20 protein-coding genes are annotated in these 19,741 nt (G+C 72.0%); 8 read left to right on the forward strand and 12 right to left on the reverse strand.

Annotated features, from left to right (window positions below; translation table 11 throughout):
* The first annotated feature begins 88 nt into the window (after positions 1-88).
* Both SNA_RS11370 and SNA_RS11375 read left to right on the forward strand, forming a co-directional pair.
* A complete protein-coding gene (locus SNA_RS11370; RefSeq protein WP_044364648.1) occupies positions 89-1,642 on the forward strand; it encodes an amino acid permease in 1,554 nt (517 codons plus the stop codon).
* Positions 1,643-1,683: 41 nt separating this feature from the next.
* Positions 1,684-2,379, forward strand: coding sequence for a gamma-glutamyl-gamma-aminobutyrate hydrolase family protein (locus tag SNA_RS11375; RefSeq protein WP_044364650.1), 696 nt, complete (start codon positions 1,684-1,686; stop codon positions 2,377-2,379).
* A 143-nt stretch (positions 2,380-2,522) separates the two neighbouring features.
* Here SNA_RS11375 and SNA_RS11380 read toward each other — a convergent pair whose 3' ends face one another.
* On the reverse strand, positions 2,523-2,804 hold the full coding sequence (locus SNA_RS11380; protein WP_030066726.1) for a DUF1876 domain-containing protein: 282 nt from the start codon (positions 2,802-2,804) through the stop codon (positions 2,523-2,525).
* Positions 2,805-2,893: 89 nt separating this feature from the next.
* Positions 2,894-3,451: a helix-turn-helix domain-containing protein gene (locus tag SNA_RS11385; protein ID WP_030066725.1), complete on the reverse strand. Its 558-nt coding sequence runs from the start codon at positions 3,449-3,451 to the stop codon at positions 2,894-2,896.
* Between the two features lie 224 nt (positions 3,452-3,675).
* Between SNA_RS11385 and SNA_RS11390 the strand changes: the two genes are divergently transcribed.
* Both SNA_RS11390 and SNA_RS11395 read left to right on the forward strand, forming a co-directional pair.
* Positions 3,676-4,800, forward strand: a complete 1,125-nt coding sequence (locus SNA_RS11390) for an aryl-sulfate sulfotransferase (RefSeq protein WP_030066724.1) — start codon at positions 3,676-3,678, stop codon at positions 4,798-4,800.
* 3 nt (positions 4,801-4,803) lie between these two features.
* Positions 4,804-6,117, forward strand: coding sequence for a solute carrier family 23 protein (locus SNA_RS11395; protein ID WP_044364653.1), 1,314 nt, complete (start codon positions 4,804-4,806; stop codon positions 6,115-6,117).
* Here SNA_RS11395 and SNA_RS11400 read toward each other — a convergent pair.
* Positions 6,101-7,051 (reverse strand): LysR family transcriptional regulator, encoded by a 951-nt coding sequence (locus tag SNA_RS11400; protein ID WP_044364655.1) that lies wholly within the window; start codon positions 7,049-7,051, stop codon positions 6,101-6,103. The genes SNA_RS11395 and SNA_RS11400 overlap by 17 nt on opposite strands.
* A gap of 70 nt (positions 7,052-7,121) precedes the next feature.
* On the opposite strand from SNA_RS11400, the gene SNA_RS11405 reads away from it, so the two are divergent.
* Complete coding sequence (locus SNA_RS11405) at positions 7,122-8,267, forward strand: TDT family transporter (RefSeq protein ID WP_044364658.1); 1,146 nt, start codon at positions 7,122-7,124, stop codon at positions 8,265-8,267.
* Here SNA_RS11405 and SNA_RS44695 read toward each other — a convergent pair whose 3' ends face one another.
* Positions 8,268-8,399, reverse strand: a complete 132-nt coding sequence (locus SNA_RS44695) for a hypothetical protein (protein ID WP_275041997.1) — start codon at positions 8,397-8,399, stop codon at positions 8,268-8,270.
* Positions 8,400-8,432: 33 nt separating this feature from the next.
* Positions 8,433-8,870, reverse strand: coding sequence for a hypothetical protein (locus tag SNA_RS11410; RefSeq protein WP_030066718.1), 438 nt, complete (start codon positions 8,868-8,870; stop codon positions 8,433-8,435).
* Between the two features lie 356 nt (positions 8,871-9,226).
* On the opposite strand from SNA_RS11410, the gene SNA_RS11415 reads away from it, so the two are divergent.
* Both SNA_RS11415 and SNA_RS11420 read left to right on the forward strand, forming a co-directional pair.
* The gene (locus SNA_RS11415; protein ID WP_044364660.1) at positions 9,227-10,141 is read left to right on the forward strand and encodes a 5'-3' exonuclease; all 915 of its coding nucleotides are present in this window, start codon (positions 9,227-9,229) and stop codon (positions 10,139-10,141) included.
* A gap of 109 nt (positions 10,142-10,250) precedes the next feature.
* Positions 10,251-11,138 carry a siderophore-interacting protein gene (locus SNA_RS11420; protein WP_030066715.1) on the forward strand — a complete coding sequence of 296 codons (888 nt, stop codon included), beginning with the start codon at positions 10,251-10,253 and terminating at the stop codon, positions 11,136-11,138.
* Positions 11,139-11,358: 220 nt separating this feature from the next.
* Here the strand turns inward: SNA_RS11420 and SNA_RS11425 are convergent, their stop codons facing one another.
* Complete coding sequence (locus SNA_RS11425) at positions 11,359-11,982, reverse strand: MerR family transcriptional regulator (protein ID WP_030066714.1); 624 nt, start codon at positions 11,980-11,982, stop codon at positions 11,359-11,361.
* A gap of 342 nt (positions 11,983-12,324) precedes the next feature.
* Between SNA_RS11425 and SNA_RS11430 the strand changes: the two genes are divergently transcribed.
* Positions 12,325-13,518: an LLM class flavin-dependent oxidoreductase gene (locus SNA_RS11430; protein ID WP_078969844.1), complete on the forward strand. Its 1,194-nt coding sequence runs from the start codon at positions 12,325-12,327 to the stop codon at positions 13,516-13,518.
* A gap of 116 nt (positions 13,519-13,634) precedes the next feature.
* Here SNA_RS11430 and SNA_RS11435 read toward each other — a convergent pair whose 3' ends face one another.
* The 6 genes from SNA_RS11435 to SNA_RS11460 all read right to left on the reverse strand — a co-directional run bounded on the left by SNA_RS11435 (position 13,635) and on the right by SNA_RS11460 (position 19,733).
* Positions 13,635-16,454, reverse strand: a complete 2,820-nt coding sequence (locus tag SNA_RS11435) for a DEAD/DEAH box helicase (protein ID WP_030066713.1) — start codon at positions 16,452-16,454, stop codon at positions 13,635-13,637.
* 222 nt (positions 16,455-16,676) lie between these two features.
* The gene (gene tatC / locus SNA_RS11440) at positions 16,677-17,648 is read right to left on the reverse strand and encodes a twin-arginine translocase subunit TatC (RefSeq protein ID WP_030066712.1); all 972 of its coding nucleotides are present in this window, start codon (positions 17,646-17,648) and stop codon (positions 16,677-16,679) included.
* A 65-nt stretch (positions 17,649-17,713) separates the two neighbouring features.
* Positions 17,714-18,001: a Sec-independent protein translocase subunit TatA gene (gene tatA, locus SNA_RS11445; RefSeq protein ID WP_030066711.1), complete on the reverse strand. Its 288-nt coding sequence runs from the start codon at positions 17,999-18,001 to the stop codon at positions 17,714-17,716.
* A gap of 221 nt (positions 18,002-18,222) precedes the next feature.
* Complete coding sequence (locus SNA_RS11450; RefSeq protein WP_030066710.1) at positions 18,223-18,423, reverse strand: hypothetical protein; 201 nt, start codon at positions 18,421-18,423, stop codon at positions 18,223-18,225.
* 25 nt (positions 18,424-18,448) lie between these two features.
* A complete protein-coding gene (locus tag SNA_RS11455) occupies positions 18,449-18,703 on the reverse strand; it encodes a hypothetical protein (protein WP_030066709.1) in 255 nt (84 codons plus the stop codon).
* A gap of 79 nt (positions 18,704-18,782) precedes the next feature.
* Complete coding sequence (locus SNA_RS11460) at positions 18,783-19,733, reverse strand: helix-turn-helix transcriptional regulator (protein ID WP_044364663.1); 951 nt, start codon at positions 19,731-19,733, stop codon at positions 18,783-18,785.
* Positions 19,734-19,741 lie beyond the last annotated feature (8 nt).

Below are 19,741 nucleotides of genomic sequence, written 5' to 3' on the forward strand. Positions count from 1 at the left end.
GGTATCGGCTCATACCTTTTTTGCGGGGCTGGTAGCGGTTCGCCGACGGCCGTACCTGCCGCGGATCATCGAAGCCCTCGGAGGCGTGATGTCCATCAACGAGCACGCGACGAACCCGGACCAGGAAGACCGACCCCCTGAGCTGTCCAGCGACGAACAGCGCCTCCACGAGCTCGGATACGCCCAGGAGCTGGCGCGCTCGATGTCGGCGTTCTCGAACTTCGCCGTCTCGTTCACGATCATCTCGGTCCTCTCCGGGTGTCTGACGCTGTACGGCTTCGGCATGAACACCGGAGGGCCCGCCATGATCACCTGGGGCTGGCCGCTGGTCGGCCTCATGACGCTGTTCGTGGGCATGGCCATGGCCGAGGTCTGTTCCAGCTACCCGACGGCGGGCGGCCTGTACTACTGGGCGGCGAAGCTGGCCCCCTCGCACGGCCCGGCGTGGTCCTGGTTCACCGGCTGGTTCAACTTCCTCGGCCAGGTAGCGGTGACCGCGGGGGTCGACTTCGGCGCCGCGTCCTTCATGAACGCGCTGCTGGACCTCCAGTTCGGCTTCGCCGCCACCCCGGTGCACACGATCATGCTGTTCGGCATCGTGCTGCTGGCCCACGGTCTGCTCAACACCCTCGGCGTGAAGCTGGCCTCCCTCCTGAGCAACGTCAGCGTGTGGTGGCACGTCTTCGGCGTGCTGGTCATCGTGGGCGCCCTGGTCGTGGTGCCCGCGAAGCACCAGTCGGCCTCCTTCGTCTTCACCCACTTCACCAACAACACCGGCTGGCACTCCGGCCTCTACGTCGGACTGCTGGGACTGCTGCTCGCGCAGTACACCTTCACCGGCTATGACGCCTCGGCGCACATGACCGAGGAGACGGTCGACGCGGCCAAGGCCGGCCCGCGCGGCATCGTGATGTCGATCCTGGTCTCCCTGGTCGCCGGCTGGGTGCTGCTGGTCGGCATCACCTTCGCCATCCAGAACTACGACGGCGCGCTGGCCAGCAAGACCGGCGTGCCCCCGGCGCAGATCTTCATCGACGCGCTGGGCGCCACCGGCGGCAAACTGCTCCTCCTGGTCGCCATCGGCGCCCAGTTCTTCTGCGGCATGTCCTCGGTCACCGCCAACTCCCGCATGATCTACGCCTTCTCGCGGGACGGCGCACTGCCCGGCTCGCAGCTGTGGCACCGCATCAACAAGCGGACGAAGACCCCGACCAACGCGGTGTGGCTGGCCGCCGGCGGCGCCTTCCTGCTGGGCCTGCCGTACCTGTGGAACGCCACGGCGTACGCGGCCGTCACCTCGATCGCCGTGATCGGCCTCTACATCGCCTACGTCCTGCCGGTCATCCTCCGCCTGCTCCAGGGCGACCGCTTCCAGCGCGGCCCCTGGCACCTCGGCCGCTGGAGCAAGCCCGTCGGCGTCATCGCCGTCGCCTGGACGCTGGTCATCTCGGTCCTCTTCATGCTCCCGACCACCGGCCCGGTCACGGCGGAGAACTTCAACTACACCCCGCTCGCCGTCCTCCTGGTCCTCGGCTTCGCCGGCGCCTGGTGGCTGGTGTCGGCCCGCGAATGGTTCACCGGCCCGAAGGTCCAGGGCTCGCAGGAGGAGCTGGCCGCCATCGAGCACGAACTGGAATTCTGAAAAACCGCGCCGGAACGCACCAGCACCCCACCGGAGGATTCGTGTCCCAGCCCCTCATCGGCATCAGCACCTACCAGCAGGAGGCCCGATGGGGGGTCTGGACACTGCCCGCCGCGCTGGTGCCGGCCGGATATCCCCGGCTCGTCCAGCGCTCGGGCGGCCTGCCGGCGCTGCTGCCGCCCGGCGATCCGGACACCGCCGCCGCGGTGGTCGCCCGGCTGGACGGGGTGGTGATCGCGGGCGGCGCGGACGTCCAGCCGGCGCGCTACGGGGCCCAGCCGCACCCCCGCACCGGTCCGCCCTCGCTGGACCGGGACGCCTGGGAACTGGCCCTGATCGAGGCCGCGTTGGCGGCCCGGGTGCCGCTGCTGGGCATCTGCCGCGGGCTCCAGCTGCTGAACGTGGCGCTGGGCGGCACCCTCATCCAGCACCTCGACGGCCATGCGGGCCCGGACGGCGTCTTCGACCACCACCCCGTCAAACCGGTCCCCGGCACCCTGCTGGCCCGGGCCCTGCCGGAGCCGGTCACCGTACCGACGTACCACCACCAGGCGGTGGACCGGCTCGGGCGCGGGCTGCTGGCCTCGGCCCATGCGGAGGACGGCACCATCGAGGCGGTGGAACTCCCGGCCGCGGACGGCTTCGCCCTGGCCGTGCAGTGGCACCCGGAGGCCGGGGACGATCCACGTGTCATGGACGCGCTGGTGGCGGCTGCTGGGGGCGCCTCCCCGCGGTAGCCGGGGAGCGTGGGGCGGCGCCGGGGTGTGACCGGCCGCCGGGGGTGTGACCGGCCGCCGGGGGTCGGCGCGATCCCCGCTCCACACGCTCTGCGCCCGGTGCGGCCCCCGCTCCGTACGATCCCCGCTCCGCACGAACCCGCTCAGTGCGTGAGCGGATACGACGCCCGGCCCGACGCCGAGTCGATCTCGTCATGCGCCTTGGTCAGCAGCTTCATCGCCATCTCGTTGAGCGCCCGGGCCCCGGCGACCTCCTCGCCGACCCTGGGCTGGTCCGAATCGGCGGGGTGGCGGCTGGCATAGCCGTGCGCGCGCACCTCGTTGCCGTCGGGAAGCCGCAGCAGCGCGGCCGCCCGGGTGCGGTGATGATCCTCCTCGAATTCCATCTCGACATGCCATCCCACAGCGGTCTGCATCTTCACCATGACGATCACCTCCGGAACCGCTGTTACCAGAGTGCGTCAGCTCCCGCATCCGCGCACCACATGCCCGGGCGGGCGGAGCGGGCGGGCGCCTACGGCCGGAAGTCGTCCGCCACGCCGACCAGCAGGACCCGGCTCTCCGGCACCAGAGAGCGCCAGCGGTGGGTGACGCCGCCGGAGCAGTAGAAGGTGTCGCCCGGTCCGAGCTGATGGCGGTGGCCCTCGGCCTCGGCCTCCACGAAGCCCTCGATGACGTACATCAACTCATCGTGCGGATGCCGGAATTCGCGCTGCCAGTCGTGGCGTCCGGTGAACTCCAGCGCATGCAGCTGCTGCCGGCCGCGGACCAGGGGGCGGACCCGGCCCTGGTCACCGTCCTCGGGGACGGCCGCGGAGTCGGCGCGGACGACATCGACCGTGCGGGGGCCGTCGGCGGCGGCCAGCAGCGTCACCGCGGTGGTCTCCAGCGCATCGGCGATCTTCTGGAGGGAGCGCATGCTGGGGCGGGCGCGGTCGTTCTCGACCTGGCTGAGGAAGGGGACGGACAGGCCGGTGCGGCGGGCCAGTTCGGCCAGGGTGAGCTCCAGGGCGCGGCGGCGCCTGCGCACCCCGGCACCGACCCGCGGAGTCTCTGCCGCCGCCTCGCTCATCTCTGTTCCCTTCGCTTCCGTTGCCCGTGCCCACCCGCGGGCCCCTTGGCCGCCACCGGCCTGTCGATGGGCTCACCGAGGTGCTCATCGAGGGGCTTATTGATGCGTTCACAGCTCTGCAACACGACGTCCCTAGCGTCTACGCTGTTTGATCCCATCAAACAAAGTTTGACGTACTCAAGCTCGGCGACAGCCGACACCACCGTTTGACCAGGGGAATCACCATGACCGCAGTCGATCACACCACACGCCGCCGCCGCGGCACCGGCCTGATCGCCCTCGACGAACAGGCCGCCCACCCCGGCTACACCCTCTACGCACCGCTGACCGGCGGCGGCGAGGTGGTGCTCATCGATCTGCGCGGCGAGGTGGCGCACCGCTGGCGGCTGCCGCACCGCCCCGGACGCCACGCCCGCATCCTGCCCAACGGCAACCTCGCCTACAACGCCACGCTCCCCGGCCAGGACGCGCTGTTCCCTATGTGGCACAAGTACCGCGGCGGGCTGATGCAGGAGATCGACCCGGAAGGAACCGTACTGCGGGAGTTCACCGATCCGCTCCAGCACCACGATGCACACCACTACGGCGACGGGCGGATCCTCTACAGCGCGCTGGAGCCGCTCACCGGCGCGCGCGCGGCGGCCGTGCGCGGCGGGGTGGCGGGCTCGGAGCCGGAGGGCGGCACGGTCTACGCCGACACCCTCCGCGAGGTCGACGCCCGGGGCAGGCTGCTGTGGTCCTGGCGGGCCGCCGACCACCTGGACCGCGCGGAGTACGCCCTGCACCCGCACTACTCCCGGGAACACTGGCCGCTGATCAACTCCGTCCTCCCGCTCGCCGACGGCAATGTCCTGGCCAGCCTGCGCAGCGTCTCCGCGGTGGTCGTCATCGGCCGCGAGACCGGGGAGATCCTGTGGCGTACCCGGCCGGGGCTGGTCTCCCAGCAGCACCACCCCACCGAACTGCCGGACGGCAACCTCCTCATCTTCGACAACGGCGTCTTCCGGCCCGGCTGCGATGTGCCGTACTCCCGGGTCATCGAGGTGGCACGGCCGTCGGGGACGGTGGTGTGGGAGTACCACGACCCGGCGCGCGAGGCGTTCTTCGCGCCCTTCATGGGCAGCGCCCAGCGGCTGCCGAACGGCAACACCCTGATCACCGACTCCCCCGCCGGACGGCTCTTCGAGGTGACGGCGCAGGGGCTGGTGTGCTGGGAGTATGTCGTACCGCAGTTCGGCAGCTATCGCGAGCCCGAGGTCGGGGCGCTCTTTCCGTCGCTCAACAACGCCGTATTCCGCGCCTATCGCTACGACGCCGAGCAGCTGCCGTGGCTGAAGCGGCGGGTGTGAACGATGACGACGCCCCCGCGGACCGCCGCGCCCGCCACCTCCGGACCGCCCGCCGTGGACGAACGGCTCCCCCTGCCGCGGCTGCTGCCGCTCGCCGCCCAGCATGTCCTCGCCATGATCGCGTCGCCCCTCTCCTCGGTCTTCCTGATCGCGGCCGGACTGCATCTTTCGCCCGGCGGCACGGCGTCCCTGCTCAGCGCCACCCTGGTGGTGTGCGGGGCGGGCGCGCTGCTCCAGTCCTTCGGGGTGCTGCGGACCGGTGCCCGGCTGCCGTTCATGATGCTGCCGGGCGGGGCGGCGGTTGCCCTCTTCCTGGAGACCGCCCGCGCGCACGGCGCGGCCACCGCCTCGGGGTCCGTCCTGCTCGCGGCCGCGCTGCTGCTGGCCGTACTGCCGGTGTACGGGCGGCTCGTACGGTTCTTCCCACCGCTGGTGATGGGGGCGACGGTGCTGGTCATCGGCGTCAACATGATCCATGTCGCGGCGCCGGCGGCGCTCGCGGGGCGGGGACCGGCGCTGGTCACCATCGCCGCGGCCGCCCTGTGTTTCCTGCTGCTGCGCGGGGTGTGGCGGCAGCTGTCGGTGCTCATCGGCATGGCGGCGGGGACGGCCACGGTCGCGCTCACCGGCGGCGCGGCCTTCCGCGGCGTCCCGGGCGACGCGGTGCTGGCGCTGCCGCGGCCGTTCCCGTACGGCGTCCCGCATCTCGATCTGCTCGCCGCGCTGCCCCTGATGGTCTTCGCCCTCGCCTCGCTGGCCGAGGCGACCGGCCAGACGGTGCTCACCAGCGAGGCGGTGGGCCGCAGTCCCGACCCGGCGCGCGATGTACCGCGCACCGCCCGCGCGGACGCCGTCGCCTCGCTGGCCTCCGGACTGCTCGGCGGGACGATGATGGTGACCAGCGCGGAGAACATCGGCATCGTCCAACTCACCGGCGTCCGCAGCCGGTTCGTGACCGCCGGGGCCGGAGTGCTGCTCCTCGTGAGCGGACTGCTCGCGCCCGTCACCCGGGTGCTCGCCGCCCTGCCCACCCCGGTGGTCGGCGGCGCGGCCCTGGTGATCTACGCGGTGATCGCCACGATGGGCATCGAGATGCTCCGCCGCACCGCACCCGCCGACCGCGCCACCACCACGGTCCTCGCCCTCACCCTGCTCGCGGGCCTGCTGCCCATCCTGGCCCCGCAGTTGTACGCACCCCTGCCGGGCTGGGCCCGCACCCTGTTCGGCAGCGGCGTACCGGCCGCCGCCCTGACGGCCATCGCGCTGTCGGCGCTCCTGGGGCTGCGCTCCGGGACCGGCTCTAGGCGCCCCGCGTAAGCCCCAGCAGTTCCCGGGCCGGGCCCGCCGGGCGGTGGCCGGCCGGCCAGACGGCCCGCAGATCGCGGACCAGCCGCAGACCGGCCACCGGAATCTCCACCAGGCGACGGGCGGCGAGCTCCTCCCGCACGGCGAGTTCGCTGATCACCGTGGGGGCGGCGGCCTCGCTGACCGCGGCCGCCTTGACCGCTGTGGTGGAGGCGAGTTCCAGCAGCGGATCGGCCAGGCCGCCGTGCCCGGCCAGGGCGGCGTCGAGGACCTGGCGGGTGCCGGAGCCGCGTTCGCGCAGGATCAGCGGGGTGGCGGCCAGTTCGGCGGCGGTCAGCTCCGTGCGGCGCCGGGTCCAGCGGTGGGAGGGGGCGGCGACCACGATCAGCCGGTCGTGGCCGATGACGGTGCCGTCCAGCCCGGCCGGTATGTCCAGCCCCTCGACGAAGCCGAGGTCCGCCTCGCCCGCCAGCAGCCGTTCGGCGGCCGCGCCGGAGTTGCCCGCGAGCAGCGAGACGGCGGTTGCCGGGCGCCGGGCGCGCAGGGCGATCAGCCAGCCCGGCAGCAGATACTCGGCGATCGTCATGCTGGCGGCGACCCGCAGCCGGGAGTCGCGGTGGCCGCGCAGCGCCTGCGCGCCCGCATCGAACGCCTCGGCCGCCTCCACCACATGCCGCGCCCAGTCCGTGACCAGCACCCCGGCATCCGTGAGCCGGGAGCCGCGCGGGGAGCGCTCCACCAGGGCCACCCCGAGCTGCCGCTCCATCGAGCGGATCCGGCTGCTGGCGGCGGGCTGGGTGATGCCCAGGGCGCGGGCGGCCCGCCCCAGGCTGCCGAGCCGGGCGACGGCGAGCAGCAGCTCCAGCGCACCGAGGTCGGGGACCCGGTGCGCGAGCGGGACGTAGTCACCGGCCTGGGTGTCACCGCCGGACTGGGCGCTGGGCATAAGCCCAGTTTATGCCCCCATAGACACAAGGCCCCTGGTGGGGGCGGTCGCACCACAGGACCCTCGTTCCATGACGCTCCTTACGCACGCACCGTCGCGCGCAACACCGGCCACACCCGCCGCGCCCGCCACCGTCACCGGCACCGGCACCGGCCCCTCGCTCCGCCATCTCGGCCCCAACTGGTACGCCGTCGTGATGGGCACCGCGATCGTCGCCAACGCCGGTGCCGCCCTGCCGCTCGCCGTCCCCGGGCTGCGGCGGGCCTGCGACGTCGCCTGGGCCCTGTCGGCGGTGCTGCTGGTGGCGCTGCTGGGCGCGCGCAGCGTGCACTGGATACGGCACGGCGACCATGCCCGGCGGCAGCTGGGGGATCCGCGGATCGCGCCGTTCTACGGATGTCTGTCGATGGCGCTGCTCGCGGTCGGCGCCGGCACCCTCACCGTGGGGCCGGACCTGATCGGCGCCGGGGCCGCGCTGACGGCCGACGCCGCGCTGTGGACCGCAGGCACTCTGGTCGGCCTGACGGCCGCCGCCGGGATCCCGTATCTGATGGTCACCCGGCACCGCATCGCGGCCGACGGCGCCTCTCCGGTGTGGCTGCTGCCACTGGTCAGCCCCATGGTGGCGGCGGCCAACGGCCCGGCCCTGGCGGTGCATCTGCCGGCCGGGCCGATGCCGGCGACGCTGCTGACGGCCTGTTACGCGATGTTCGGGATGTCGCTGCTGATGACGCTGCTGGTGCTGCCGCTCGTCCTGGGGCGGCTCTTCCACCACGGCCCACTGCCGCTCGCGCTGACCCCGACGCTGTTCCTGGTCCTCGGGCCGCTCGGCCAGTCCACCACGGCCGTGCACCACCTCGCCGTCGCCGCCGGGACCCTCGCCGTGCCCTCCGCGCCCGTGCTCGCCGCCTTCGCCGTGCTCTACGGCGTGCCGGTGATGGGCTTCGCGCTGCTGTGGCTGGCGTTCGCCACCGCGATGACGGTGCGGGCGGTCCGCGGCGGGATGGGCTTTGCGATGACCTGGTGGGCCTTCACCTTCCCGATCGGCACCTGTGTCACGGGGGCGGCGGGCCTGGCCCGGCAGACCGGGCTCGCCGCCTTCGGCGACCTGGCGGTGGCGCTGTTCGCCGTCCTGGTGGCGGCGGTCGCGGTGGCCGGTACACGCACCGCGCTGGGCCTGGTGCGCGGCGAGCTCCTGGCGCCGCCCGCGGGCTGATCAGCGGGCCGCGGCCAACGCCGCCGCCAGCACCTGCGGTGTCTGCACCAACGACGGTCCGTACCAGGTCTTCGCCTCGGTAAGGGAGGGCACCAGGGACACCACACGCCGGGGCGGGCCGATTCGGGTCATTCCCCCACCGTACGCCCGCGGCCAACTCCCGCCTCAGGAACGGGCGGTGGTGTTGCGGCGGAGCAGATACGCCGCCCCGCCCGCCAGCGCCAGAAGGGTCAGCCCGCCGGCCGCCTGGCTGGCGTCGACCCCCTCGGCGCGGCCGTCCCGTACGGTCACGGTCTCGCTGAAGCGCGCGCCGCCGGATCCGCCGCAGGCGATGGTGACGCGGTAGTGGCCGGGCGTCGCGCCGCGGGCGACCGTCGTATCGGCGGCCATCCCGCGCGCCGCCGGCTCCAGCACCACCGACCCGAACAGCGTCGAGTCCGCCGTGGCCCCCCGGTCCGCCGGGCACCGCCGGCCGTCGCTGACCGTCACCCGCTGTCCGGCCGCCATCGGGTCCGGTTCGACCAGCGCCGCCGCGGCGGGCGCGCCCAGTCCCAGGGTCAGGGCGCCGAGCACGGCGACGGCGGCTGTACGGGCAGCGTTCACGGTCGCCTCCTCCTGCACCGGCCACGGCCCGGCGGCCGCACGGACGACCGGCACTCTGGGAGCGAATCACCGCACGGGCTGCGGCGCGATGCGGGCGCGGCCGGTAGGTGGAGCCGGTACTCCATCAGGGCGGCGGGCCGTCAGGGTGCGGCTGCGTCAAGGGAGACGGCTCGGCGGGGCGGCGGGGCGGCCGCGCGCCTGCCCGTCCTTATGTGGCGCAATCAGACGGTGCGCCAGATCACCTCCCTGCGACTCCCTCCTACTCCCTCCGACTCCGTCCGACTCCCTCCGACTCCGTCTGGCTCCGTCTGACGTAAGGGGCATACGGCATCATGCGGGGTGTGACTCGACGCCTGATGCTCCTCGACACCGCCTCGCTCTACTTCCGCGCCTATTTCGGGGTACCGGAATCGGTCAAATCCCCGGACGGCATTCCGGTCAACGCGGTGCGCGGACTGCTGGACTTCATCGCCCGGCTCGTCCACGACCACCATCCCGACGAGCTGGTCGCCTGTATGGACGCCGACTGGCGTCCCCAGTGGCGGGTCGACCTGATCCCCTCGTACAAGGCGCACCGGGTCGCCGAGGAGGCCCCCGCCGGGTCCGCCGAGCCCGATGAGGAAGAGATCCCCGACACCCTCTCCCCGCAGGTCCCGGTCATCGAGGACGTGCTGGACGCGCTCGGCATCGCCCGGATCGGCGCCGCGGGCTACGAGGCCGACGACATCATCGGCACCCTCACCGCCCGGGCGCGGGGCCCGGTCGACATCGTCACCGGCGACCGCGACCTCTTCCAGCTGGTCGACGACGACCGCGGCATCCGCATCCTGTATCCGGTGAAGGGGGTCGGCACCCTCCAGATCACCGACGCCGCACTGCTGCGCGAGAAGTACGGGGTGGACGGCTCCGGCTACGCCGATCTGGCCCTGCTGCGCGGCGACCCCAGCGACGGCCTGCCCGGCGTCCCGGGCATCGGCGAGAAGACCGCCGCCAAACTGCTCGACGCCTACGGTGACCTGGCGGGCATCATGGCTGCCGCCGCCGACCCCGCCTCGAAGCTGACCCCGGCCCAGCGCAAACGCCTCCTGGAGGCGCGCCCGTACGTCGAAGTCGCGCCCAAGGTCGTACGGGTGGCCACCGATGCGCCGGTCCCCGACGCCGACCACACGCTGCCCACGGAACCGGCCGACCCGGAGTGGCTGGAAGCGCTCGCCGACCGGTGGGGGCTGGGCGGATCTTTGCAGCGATTGCTCGCCACCCTGCACGGATGACCTGTTAGGTTAGCCATACCTAATTCGTTCATCCGTTCCGTTCGTTTCGCTCGTTACGTTTGGTTGATTGGTTCATTCATTCATTCGGCGATCAGGTCAGGGGAATGTCGTGGCAGCAGAGCGTCCGGCCCGTAAACAGCCCACACTGCATCGCGGCCGCGTGGTGCGCACCGAGCAGCTGACCCCGCACATGATGCGGGTGGTGCTGGGCGGCGACGGCCTGGGGAACTTCGTCGCGGGCGAGTACACCGACCACTACGTCAAGCTGGTCTTCCCGCTGCCCGGCGTCGCCTACCCGGAGCCGTTCGACATGGCCCGGATCCGCGCCGATCTGCCCCGCGACCAGTGGCCCCGGACGCGTACGTACACCGTGCGCTCCTGGGACGCCGCGGCCCGCGAGCTGACCCTCGACTTCGTGGTGCACGGCGACGAGGGGCTGGCCGGTCCGTGGGCGGTCGCGGCGAAGCCGGGCGACGAGATCCTCTTCCTCGGCCCCGGCGGCGCCTACGCCCCGGCCGCGGACGCCGACTGGCATCTGCTGGCGGGGGACGAGAGCGCACTTCCGGCCATCGCGGCCGCCCTCGCGCGGATGCCCGCGGGCGTACCGGTGCACGCCTTCATCGAGGTCGCAGACCCGAAGGAGCGCCAGGAGCTGACCGCCCCGGCGGGCGCCGAGATCACCTGGCTGTACCGCGGCGCCGCACCGGTCGGCCGTGAACTCCTCGCCGCCGTACGGGAGTTGACCTTCCCGGCCGGCCGGGTCCACGCCTTCGTCCACGGCGAGGCCGGCTTCGTCAAGGAGCTGCGCCGCCTGCTCCGCATCGATCACAACGTCCCCCGCGAGGACCTCTCCATCTCCGGCTACTGGCGCACCGGCCATGACGAGGACGGCTGGCAGGCGTCCAAGCGCGACTGGAACCAGCGGGTGGAGGCGGAACAGGAGACGGCGGGGGCCGGAGCGGAAGCCGGGGCCGGGGCTTCGGCGGGGGCTGCCTGAAGCGCGTCAACCCCAGGTATGACGCCCGCATTCAACCCCTGCGGCGACGCCGACGCACCACGCCCGACCTACCGTCGCTTGCATGAACACATCGCTGATCACCACACTGACCACCACGCTGACGACACATCATCCGGCCACCACACCCCGCACGGCCATGACCGCACTCCCCCGCCCGGCCCGACACCGGCGGGCTGTCGATCCCCCCGGGCGGGTGCGCTCAGCCCTCGTACTGCCGCGCCGAGCCGTCCACATGCGCCAGCCGCCGCATCGCACTGAGCACCGCATCGCCGAGTACGGTCCCCACCACCACGCTCTCCACCAGCGAGTCGACGTCCACCTGGCGCCCCACGTACGCCAGATCGGCAGCGGCGATCCGCTCACATGCCACGGCGTAGTCGTCCAGCACCTCCTCGAACGCGCCATGGCCGATCCCCCGGAAGGTGGCCAGCGCCACCGCCAGCGCCTCGGCGGAGACATGCCCCGGATCCACCCGCCAGCCCCGGCGCCGGATGAACTCCGCAACCGCGCGCCGGGCCTCGTCGAGCCCGTCCGGCTCCCCCACCGTCGGCGGTGTGATGGCCTCCTGCGCCGCACCCAGCACCTTGTGCACCGGCTCCTCCGGCGCATCGACCGCCGCCAGCACCTCACGCACAACGGAGACCGACAGCCCGCCAACGTCCATCAGCCCACGGATCAGCCGCAGCCGGCGGATATGGCTGTCGTCATAGTCCGCCTGATTCGGACTGGTCAGCCGCCCCGCGGGCAACAACCCCTCGCGCACGTAGTACTTGATGGTCGGCACCGCCACACCCGTCCGCCGACTCAGTTCCCCGATCCGCATCCGCCGCCCTTTCCTCGCCCTTGCCCCGCCGGTGCACCGGCCATGATAGATAGCCTGGCTATCCGGTCAGCCGACCGGATCACCCGGAGCCCCGGGCGCGCCTTGGCGATGGCGCACTCCGACGAGCCGCCCACGTCAACCTGCCTACGGACGACGGTGGTTGACGGAGTCTGCCTCCGCCTGTTCCACTGAGCGCATGCGTCCTCGGCAGCGGCTGGTCACCCGTGACCACATCGACTTCGGTCGGGTGTGGTCGGCGTCCTGTTGCCGCTGACTTCTCCGTAGCGCGGACCCGCTCCGCCTTCCCTGTGCACAGCCCTACGAGAAGACGAGGCCACACCCATGCCTGTCGAGTTCCTCGGCATTGCCGCGACCCACGACGGATCCGAAGTCAGCCCCCGCTCCGGCGCGTCCTTCGACAAGGACTACACGCTGAAGCTGGCCCGCGCCCACCAGGACTACGGCTGGGACCGGGTGCTGTTCGCCTATTCCTCCGGGTCGCCCGACCCCTCCCCGGCCGCCGCCTATATCGCCGCCCGCACCGAAACGCTCCAGCTTCTGGTGGCGCACCGCCCCAACGTCTCGTATCCGACGTTCGCCGCGAAGACCTTCGCCACGCTGGACCGGATCAGCGACGGACGGCTCGCCGTGCACTTCATCACCGGCGGCAACGACCACGAACAGGGCCGCGAGGGCGACACGCTCGGCAAGGACGAGCGCTACGACCGCACCCGCGAATACATCCGCATCGTCAAGAAGGTCTGGACCAGCCACGAGCCCTTCGACCACGAGGGCGCCCACTACCGCTTCCACGACTTCGTCTCGGACACCTTCCCCGTCCAGCGGCCGCATCCGCTGGTGTCGTTCGGCGGGTCGTCGGCCGCGGCGTATGCAGCGGGCGGCGCCGAGGCGGACATCTACTGCCTGTGGGGCGAACCGCTGGCGCAGACCGCCGAGCAGATCGCCTCGGTCAAGGCCGTGGCACGGGCGGCGGGCCGCACCGACGTGCCCCGGATACAGGTCGCCTTCCGGCCGATCCTGGCGCCCACCGAGGAGCTGGCGCGGGAGAAGGCACACCGCACCCTGGAGCGGATCAGGGCCCGTAAGGCGGGCGCGCCGCTCACCCGCCACCACGGGCTGACGAACCCGCAGAACGCCGGCTCGCAGCGGCTGCTCGCGGCCGCCGCCGCGGGCGAGCGGCACGACCGGGCCCTGTGGACGCCGACCGCCGCGGCCACCGGCGGCGCGGGCAACTCCACCGCGCTGGTCGGCACCCCGGAGACCGTGGCGCAGGCGCTGCTGGACTACTACGACCTGGGCGTGGACATCATCTCCGCCCGGGGCTACGACCTGCTCGACGACGCCATCGACTTCGGCCGCCAGGTCATCCCGATCGTCCGCGAGGAGGTCGCCAAACGGGACGCGGCACGGGCGGACACGTCGGCCGAATCGGCGGCCGGGCAGGCGGACGACCGGCCGGACAACAGGGCCGATGGCCGGGCATCGGCGCGGCAGCTGCCGCAGCCGGTGGCGTAACCGGTGCCGCAGCCCGTGGCGTAACGCAGCCGGCGGTGCCGGTTCCCCGGGAACACCCCAGGGGAACGGGCACCGCCGACCCACTCGTCAGCCCACGGGCTACCAGCCACTAGCCACTAGCCCACCGACGAATACGCCACAACCCCCCGCAGCACACCGTCCACGGCCTTCCGGGCCGCCCGGGCGACCGTCCCGTCGGCCGGAGCCGCGGCCGCGATCTGGCCGAGGATGTCGATCAGCTGCTTGCACCAGCGGACGAAATCGCCGGCCGGCATCTCCGCCTCGCGCAGCACCTCGTCCAGGCCGAAGCCCGACGCCCAGCGGTAGGCGGCCCAGGCGAAGCCCAGATCGGGCTCGCGCTGGCCGACACCCTCGGCCTGGTTGATCTTGTGGTCCTCCTCCAGGGCATCGAGCCGGCCCCAGATCCGCACCATCTCGCCCAGCGCGTCCCGCGCCTTGCCGGAGGGCAGTTTGGGCGCCACCGCATCGTCCGCCTGCCGCGCCTCGTACACCAGCGCCGAGGCGCAGGCCGCCAGCTCCGCCGGGCCCAGCCCCTCCCAGACGCCGTCCCGCAGGCATTCGCTGGCCAGCAGGTCCAGCTCGCCGTAGAGCCGCGCCAGCCGCTTGCCCTCTTCGGTGACGGTGTCGCCCTCCAGGTAGTCCAGTTCGGTCAGCAGCGCACAGATCCGGTCGAAGGTGCGGGCGATGGTGTTCGTCCGACCCTCGATCCGGCGCTCCAGCTGGCGGGTGTCGCGCAGCAGCCGGTGATAGCGCTCCGCCCAGCGGGCATGGTCCTCGCGCTCATCGCAGCCATGGCAGGGGTGCGCGCGCAACTCCGTACGCAGCCTGGCGATCTCGCGGTCGTCGACCGCCGCCGAGCGCGGTTTGCGGTGCCTGGACGGTACGAGATGACCGGCCTTGGTGCGCAGCGCGGACGCCAGATCGCGGCGGGACTGCGGGCTGCGGGCATTGAAGGACCTGGGGATGCGCATCCGGTCCAGGGCCTCGACCGGCACCGGGAAGTCGATCGACGCCAGCCGCTTGACCTGCCGTTCGGCTGTCAGGACCAGCGGCCGCGGGCCGTCCTGCATCTCGAAGCCGCGGTGCCGGTCCGTACGGCCCGAGGGCATACCCGGGTCCAGGACCAGCGCCAGGCCCGCGTACTTGCCGGTCGGGACATGGATGACATCGCCCGGCTTGAGCTTCTCCAGCGCCGCCGCGGCCGCCACCCTCCGCTGCACCGCGCCCTGTTTGGCGAGCTCCGTCTCGCGGTCCTTGAGCTCGCGCCGCAGCCGGGAGTACTCCTCGAAGTCGCCGAGATGGCAGGTCATCGAGCCGCGGTAACCCGCCAGGCCCTCTTCGTTCTTCTGCACCTGCCGGGTGATCCCGACCACCGACTTATCGGCCTGGAACTGCGCGAAGGACATCTCCAGCAGCTCCCGCGAACGGTGCCGGCCGAACTGCGAGACGAGATTGACCGCCATGTTGTACGACGGCTTGAAGGAGGACCGCAGCGGGTACGTCCGCGTCCCGGCCAGGCCCGCCAGGGCGCCCGGGTTCATCCCCCGCTGCCACAGCACCACCGCATGGCCCTCGATGTCGATGCCGCGGCGCCCGGCCCGGCCGGTCAGCTGGGTGTACTCGCCGGGGGTGATGTCGGCGTGCTGCTCGCCGTTCCACTTGACGAGCTTCTCCAACACCACCGAACGGGCGGGCATGTTGATGCCCAGCGCCAGCGTCTCGGTCGCGAAGACGGCCTTGACCAGCCCCTGGACGAACAGCTCCTCGACGACCTCCTTGAACGTCGGCAGCATGCCGGCGTGGTGCGCCGCGATGCCCCGCTCCAGGCCCTCCAGCCATTCGAAGTAGCCCAGCACATGCAGATCGTCGTCCGGGATGCCGGCCGTACGGGCCTCGACTATGCGGCGGACCCGTTCGCGGGCCTCGGTGTCGTTGAGCCGCAGGCCGGAGTGCAGGCACTGCTGGACGGCGGCCTCGCAGCCGGCCCGGCTGAAGATGAAGGTGATCGCGGGCAGCAGGCCCTCGCTGTCGAGACGGTCGATCACCTCGGGCCGGCTGGGTGTCCAGATCCGGGCCCGCTGGCGCCGCTCGCGCTCACGGTCCGCCTCGCGCATGGTGCGGCCGCGCCGCTTGTCCCGGCCGAACGTCGGGCGGCTGTTCTCCATCCGCGCCAGCCGTTCCAGGTCCGGGTTGACCTCGCGGCGGCCGCCGCCCTGGCCCCCGTCACGCTCCTCGAAGAGGTCGTACATCCGCCGGCCCGCCAGGACGTGCTGCCACAGCGGCACCGGCCGGTGCTCGGCGACGATCACCTCGGTGTCCCCGCGGACCGTGTCCAGCCAGTCGCCGAACTCCTCGGCGTTGGAGACCGTGGCCGACAGGGACACCAGCGTCACCGACTCGGGGAGGTGGATGATCACCTCTTCCCAGACGGCACCCCGGAAGCGGTCGGAGAGGTAGTGGACCTCGTCCATGACCACATAGCCGAGACCTATCAGGGACTGCGAACCGGAATAGAGCATGTTCCGCAGCACCTCGGTGGTCATCACGATCACCGGGGCCTCGGAGTTGACGCTGTTGTCGCCGGTCAGCAGGCCGACCTTCTCGGGGCCGTACCGCTTGACCAGGTCCAGGTACTTCTGGTTGGACAGCGCCTTGATCGGGGTGGTGTAGAAGCATTTACGGCCCTGTTCCAGGGCCAGGTGCACGGCGAATTCGCCGACGATCGTCTTGCCGGATCCGGTGGGGGCCGCGACCAGCACTCCCTTGCCGGCCTCCAGGGCCTGGCACGCCTCGATCTGGAAGGGATCCAGACCGAAGTCGTACATCTCTCGGAAAGGGGCGAGTGCGGTGGCCTGCTCGGCCGCCCGGAGCTTGGCGGCGGCATAGCGCTCAGCAGGGGACATGTCCTCGGTCATCGTGCTTACGAGCCTACCGGCCACCTCTGACAACGACCCGATCTTTATGAGCGCCCTTTACCCTCCCGCTTGCCCTCCGGTGCCCTCGGCCCGGAGATCATTGCGCCCTCACCCACGGGATCCGGCACGTCACGCCCCTGACCGGCCCGGACACGGCAAAGGAGACGGGGAGCCCCGAGAGCTCCCCGCCTCCTTGTCGTTTCCGTCGCCGCGCCGAGGGTCTCAGGTGACGTCGTCGTAGCCGCCGCGCCCGTCGGCGTCGCGGCTCTCGGCGTCGCTGCCGTCGGTCAGCGCGCGGGGCGCCACCACCGGCTCCAGCTCACCGATGTCCTCGGGCGTCAGATCCAGCTCGGAGGCCTCGTCATCGGCGGGCCCGGCCTCCTCCCGGCGCCTGCGGCGCGCGTCGTTGGAGAGCGCGATGCCGACGGCGATGAAGTAGAGCACCGCGATGGGCACGGCCAGCGCGAGCATGGTGAGCGGGTCCGTACTGGGCGTGGCGATGGCGGCGAAGACCGTGATGCCCATGACCATCCCGCGCCACCAGCCCAGCATCCGCTTGCCGGTGATCACCCCGGCGAAGTTGAGCATCATCAGCAGCAGCGGCAGCTCGAAGGACAGCCCGAAGACGATCACCATGCGGGTGATCAGGTCGAGCAGGATGTCCAGCTGGAGGAGGTTGCCGACGCCGGCGGGCGTGAAGCTGGTCAGGACCTTCGCCGTGGTCGGCAGCGTCCAGTACGCGAAGTAGGCGCCCGCCGCGAACAGCGGGAATCCGGCGGCGACGAAGCTCAGCGTGTACTTCTTCTCGTGCCGGTGCAGACCGGGCGCGAGGAAGGCCCACAGCTGGTACAGCCAGATCGGGGAGGACAGCACCACGCCCGCCACCAGCGACACCTTCAGCGCCAGGGTGAACGGGCCGAGCAGGTCCAGCATCACGATGTTGGCGCAGCGCTGGCCCTTGCCCAGCTTTGCGATGTCGGTGAACTGCGTATGGCAGCCGACCGAGTGCAGCACCGGCTTGGTGAAGAAGTTGATGATCGCTTCGTAGAAGAACGCCGCAATGATCGTCGCGATGACGATGGCGAGCACTGCCTTGGCGAGCCGGTTGCGCAGCTCACGCAGATGCTCCACGAGCGGCATACGCCCCTCGGGGTCCTTCTCCTTGGCCGGCTTCTTGGGGGCAGACTTGCGCAACCCACGTCCTCATCTCATGCCACCGGCGGCGGTCCAGGCCGCCGCCGCAAGTAGGGGGCCCTCGGTCAGCGCTGCGCGGTGTGCTCGGGATCGGCGACCGGGCGCGCGCTGGTCACATCCCCCGGGGCGGCCTTGATGGTCTTGCGCTCGGCGTCGGCCTCGTCCTTCGGCGGGTCGGCGGGCGCGTCCTCCTTCTGCGCCTCGGCCTTCATCGCCTTGGCCTCGCTCTTCAGGATCCGGGCGGACTTGCCCAGCGAGCGCGCCATGTCGGGAAGCTTCTTCGCACCGAACAGAAGGAAGAGGACGACGACGATGAGGATGAGCTCAGGAACGCCGATCTTTCCACCGAACATAAGTCTTTACCTTCTCACCGAGGCGGCTGGGGATGGAACGAGCTGACCAGGCCGGACATCATCCGTCCGCCCGCCGTACTTGCAGCGATCGTAGCGCTCACGGGTGAATGGGGAGCAACCCCTGTGCGCACTCCCGATTGCGGGGCCGCGCCTCGTCACTCGGCCCTGGGCACCAGCGTACCGCCCGGGGTGAGCGGCGGGCCCGGACCGTACGCCCGGCGTCACTTCTTCGTCAGATCCAAGGAGGAGGCGAGCGGCGTGGCCGCCCGTTCGAGATCCTCGGCGGCCCGCTGGATCCGCTCCGACGCCACGCCAACCTGCCGGGCCAGGCGCCGTACCTCGGCGAAGACACGGACGGCGAGGACGCCGAGCACGGCGATCCCCAGGAAGCCGAGGGCGACAGCGATCATGGGCCAGAGCATGGGACGAGCCTATCGGGCAGCGGTGTCAGCGGGTGTGCAGCCGCAGGGTGCGCACCCCGCCGCCGGTCAGCAGCTCCACGATCCGCTCCCCCGCCGGCCGGCGCGCCGCGCGGCCGCAGTCGGGGCAGGTGAAGGAGTAGAAGGTGGTACGGCGGCTGGCGCCGATGGCCAGCCGGAAGGCGTCCGAGGCCAGCTCGAAACGACCCCGGCAGTGCGGGCAGGCCGCCTTGAACAGCACCGTGGTGGCCGCCCTCGTGGGCCTCGCCGTCGTGATCGTCATCCTTCGCTGCCTCCTCCTTACGGTGTCCGCGCTGCCGCGCCCGTCCGACGTCCGCCGGATTCCCCCGCCGTGCGCCGCGTCACTCGCCGTACGCCGCCAGCGCCGCGCCCGCCGCCCGCCGGGCATTGTCGGCCAGTGCCTGCGGCGCCACGATCCGCCCGTCCCGCCCCAGCCGCAGCGCGAGCCGCCGCAGCGACGCCGGGTCCGGGGTGCGCAGGGTGATGCGCAGGCCGCCGTCGGGCAGTTCCTCGGCGCTGTCGTGCGGGTAGTACTCGGCGACCCAGCGGCCGCCGGGCCCGACCTCGATGACGACCTCGGGGTCCTCCGCGGCGGGCTGCACCAGGCCCTCCGACAGATCGCGCAGCTCGACGGGCGGCGGGTCGGCGGGCGCGTCCAGCAGCTTGATCTCGGCGACCCGGTCGAGCCGGAAGGTGCGGCGCGCCTCCGAGAGCCGGCACCACGCCTCGACGTAGGTGTGGCCGACGGCGAAGAGCCGGATCGGGTCGACCTCGCGCTCGGTGAGCTCGTCGCGGGCCGGCGAGTAGTAGCGCAGCCACAGCCGCCGCCGCTCGGCGATGGCCCGGTCGACGTCGGCGAAGACGCCGCCCTCGGATTCGAAGGTCACCGACAGCCGGGAGCTGGCACCGGCCGCCTCGCCCGCCGCCGCCTCCAGCTTGGCGGTGGCCCGCAGCAGCGCCTGCCGGTCGCCCTCGCGCAGTCCGGGCAGCGTGGCCACCGCGCGGGCGGCGACCAGCAGCGCGGTCGCCTCGTCGGCGGCCAGCCGCAGCGGCTCGGCCACATCGTCGGGGTTGTGCCACCAGATGCGGTCGCCGTCGGTGTCGATGTCCAGCAGATCGCCGCCGCGGAAGCTCGTCCCGCACATCGGCAGCACGTCCAGGTCGGCGATCAGCTCGTCCTCGGAGATGCCGAAGGCGCGGGCGACGTCGCTGACGCGGGCGCCGGGGCGCTCGCGCAGATAGGTCACCAGGGACAGCATCCGGCGGGTCTGGTCGATCGCGTTCGTCGCCATGGGTCGTC

Source organism: Streptomyces natalensis ATCC 27448 (genome assembly GCF_000935125.1).
GTDB classification, from domain to species: Bacteria; Actinomycetota; Actinomycetes; order Streptomycetales; family Streptomycetaceae; genus Streptomyces; species Streptomyces natalensis.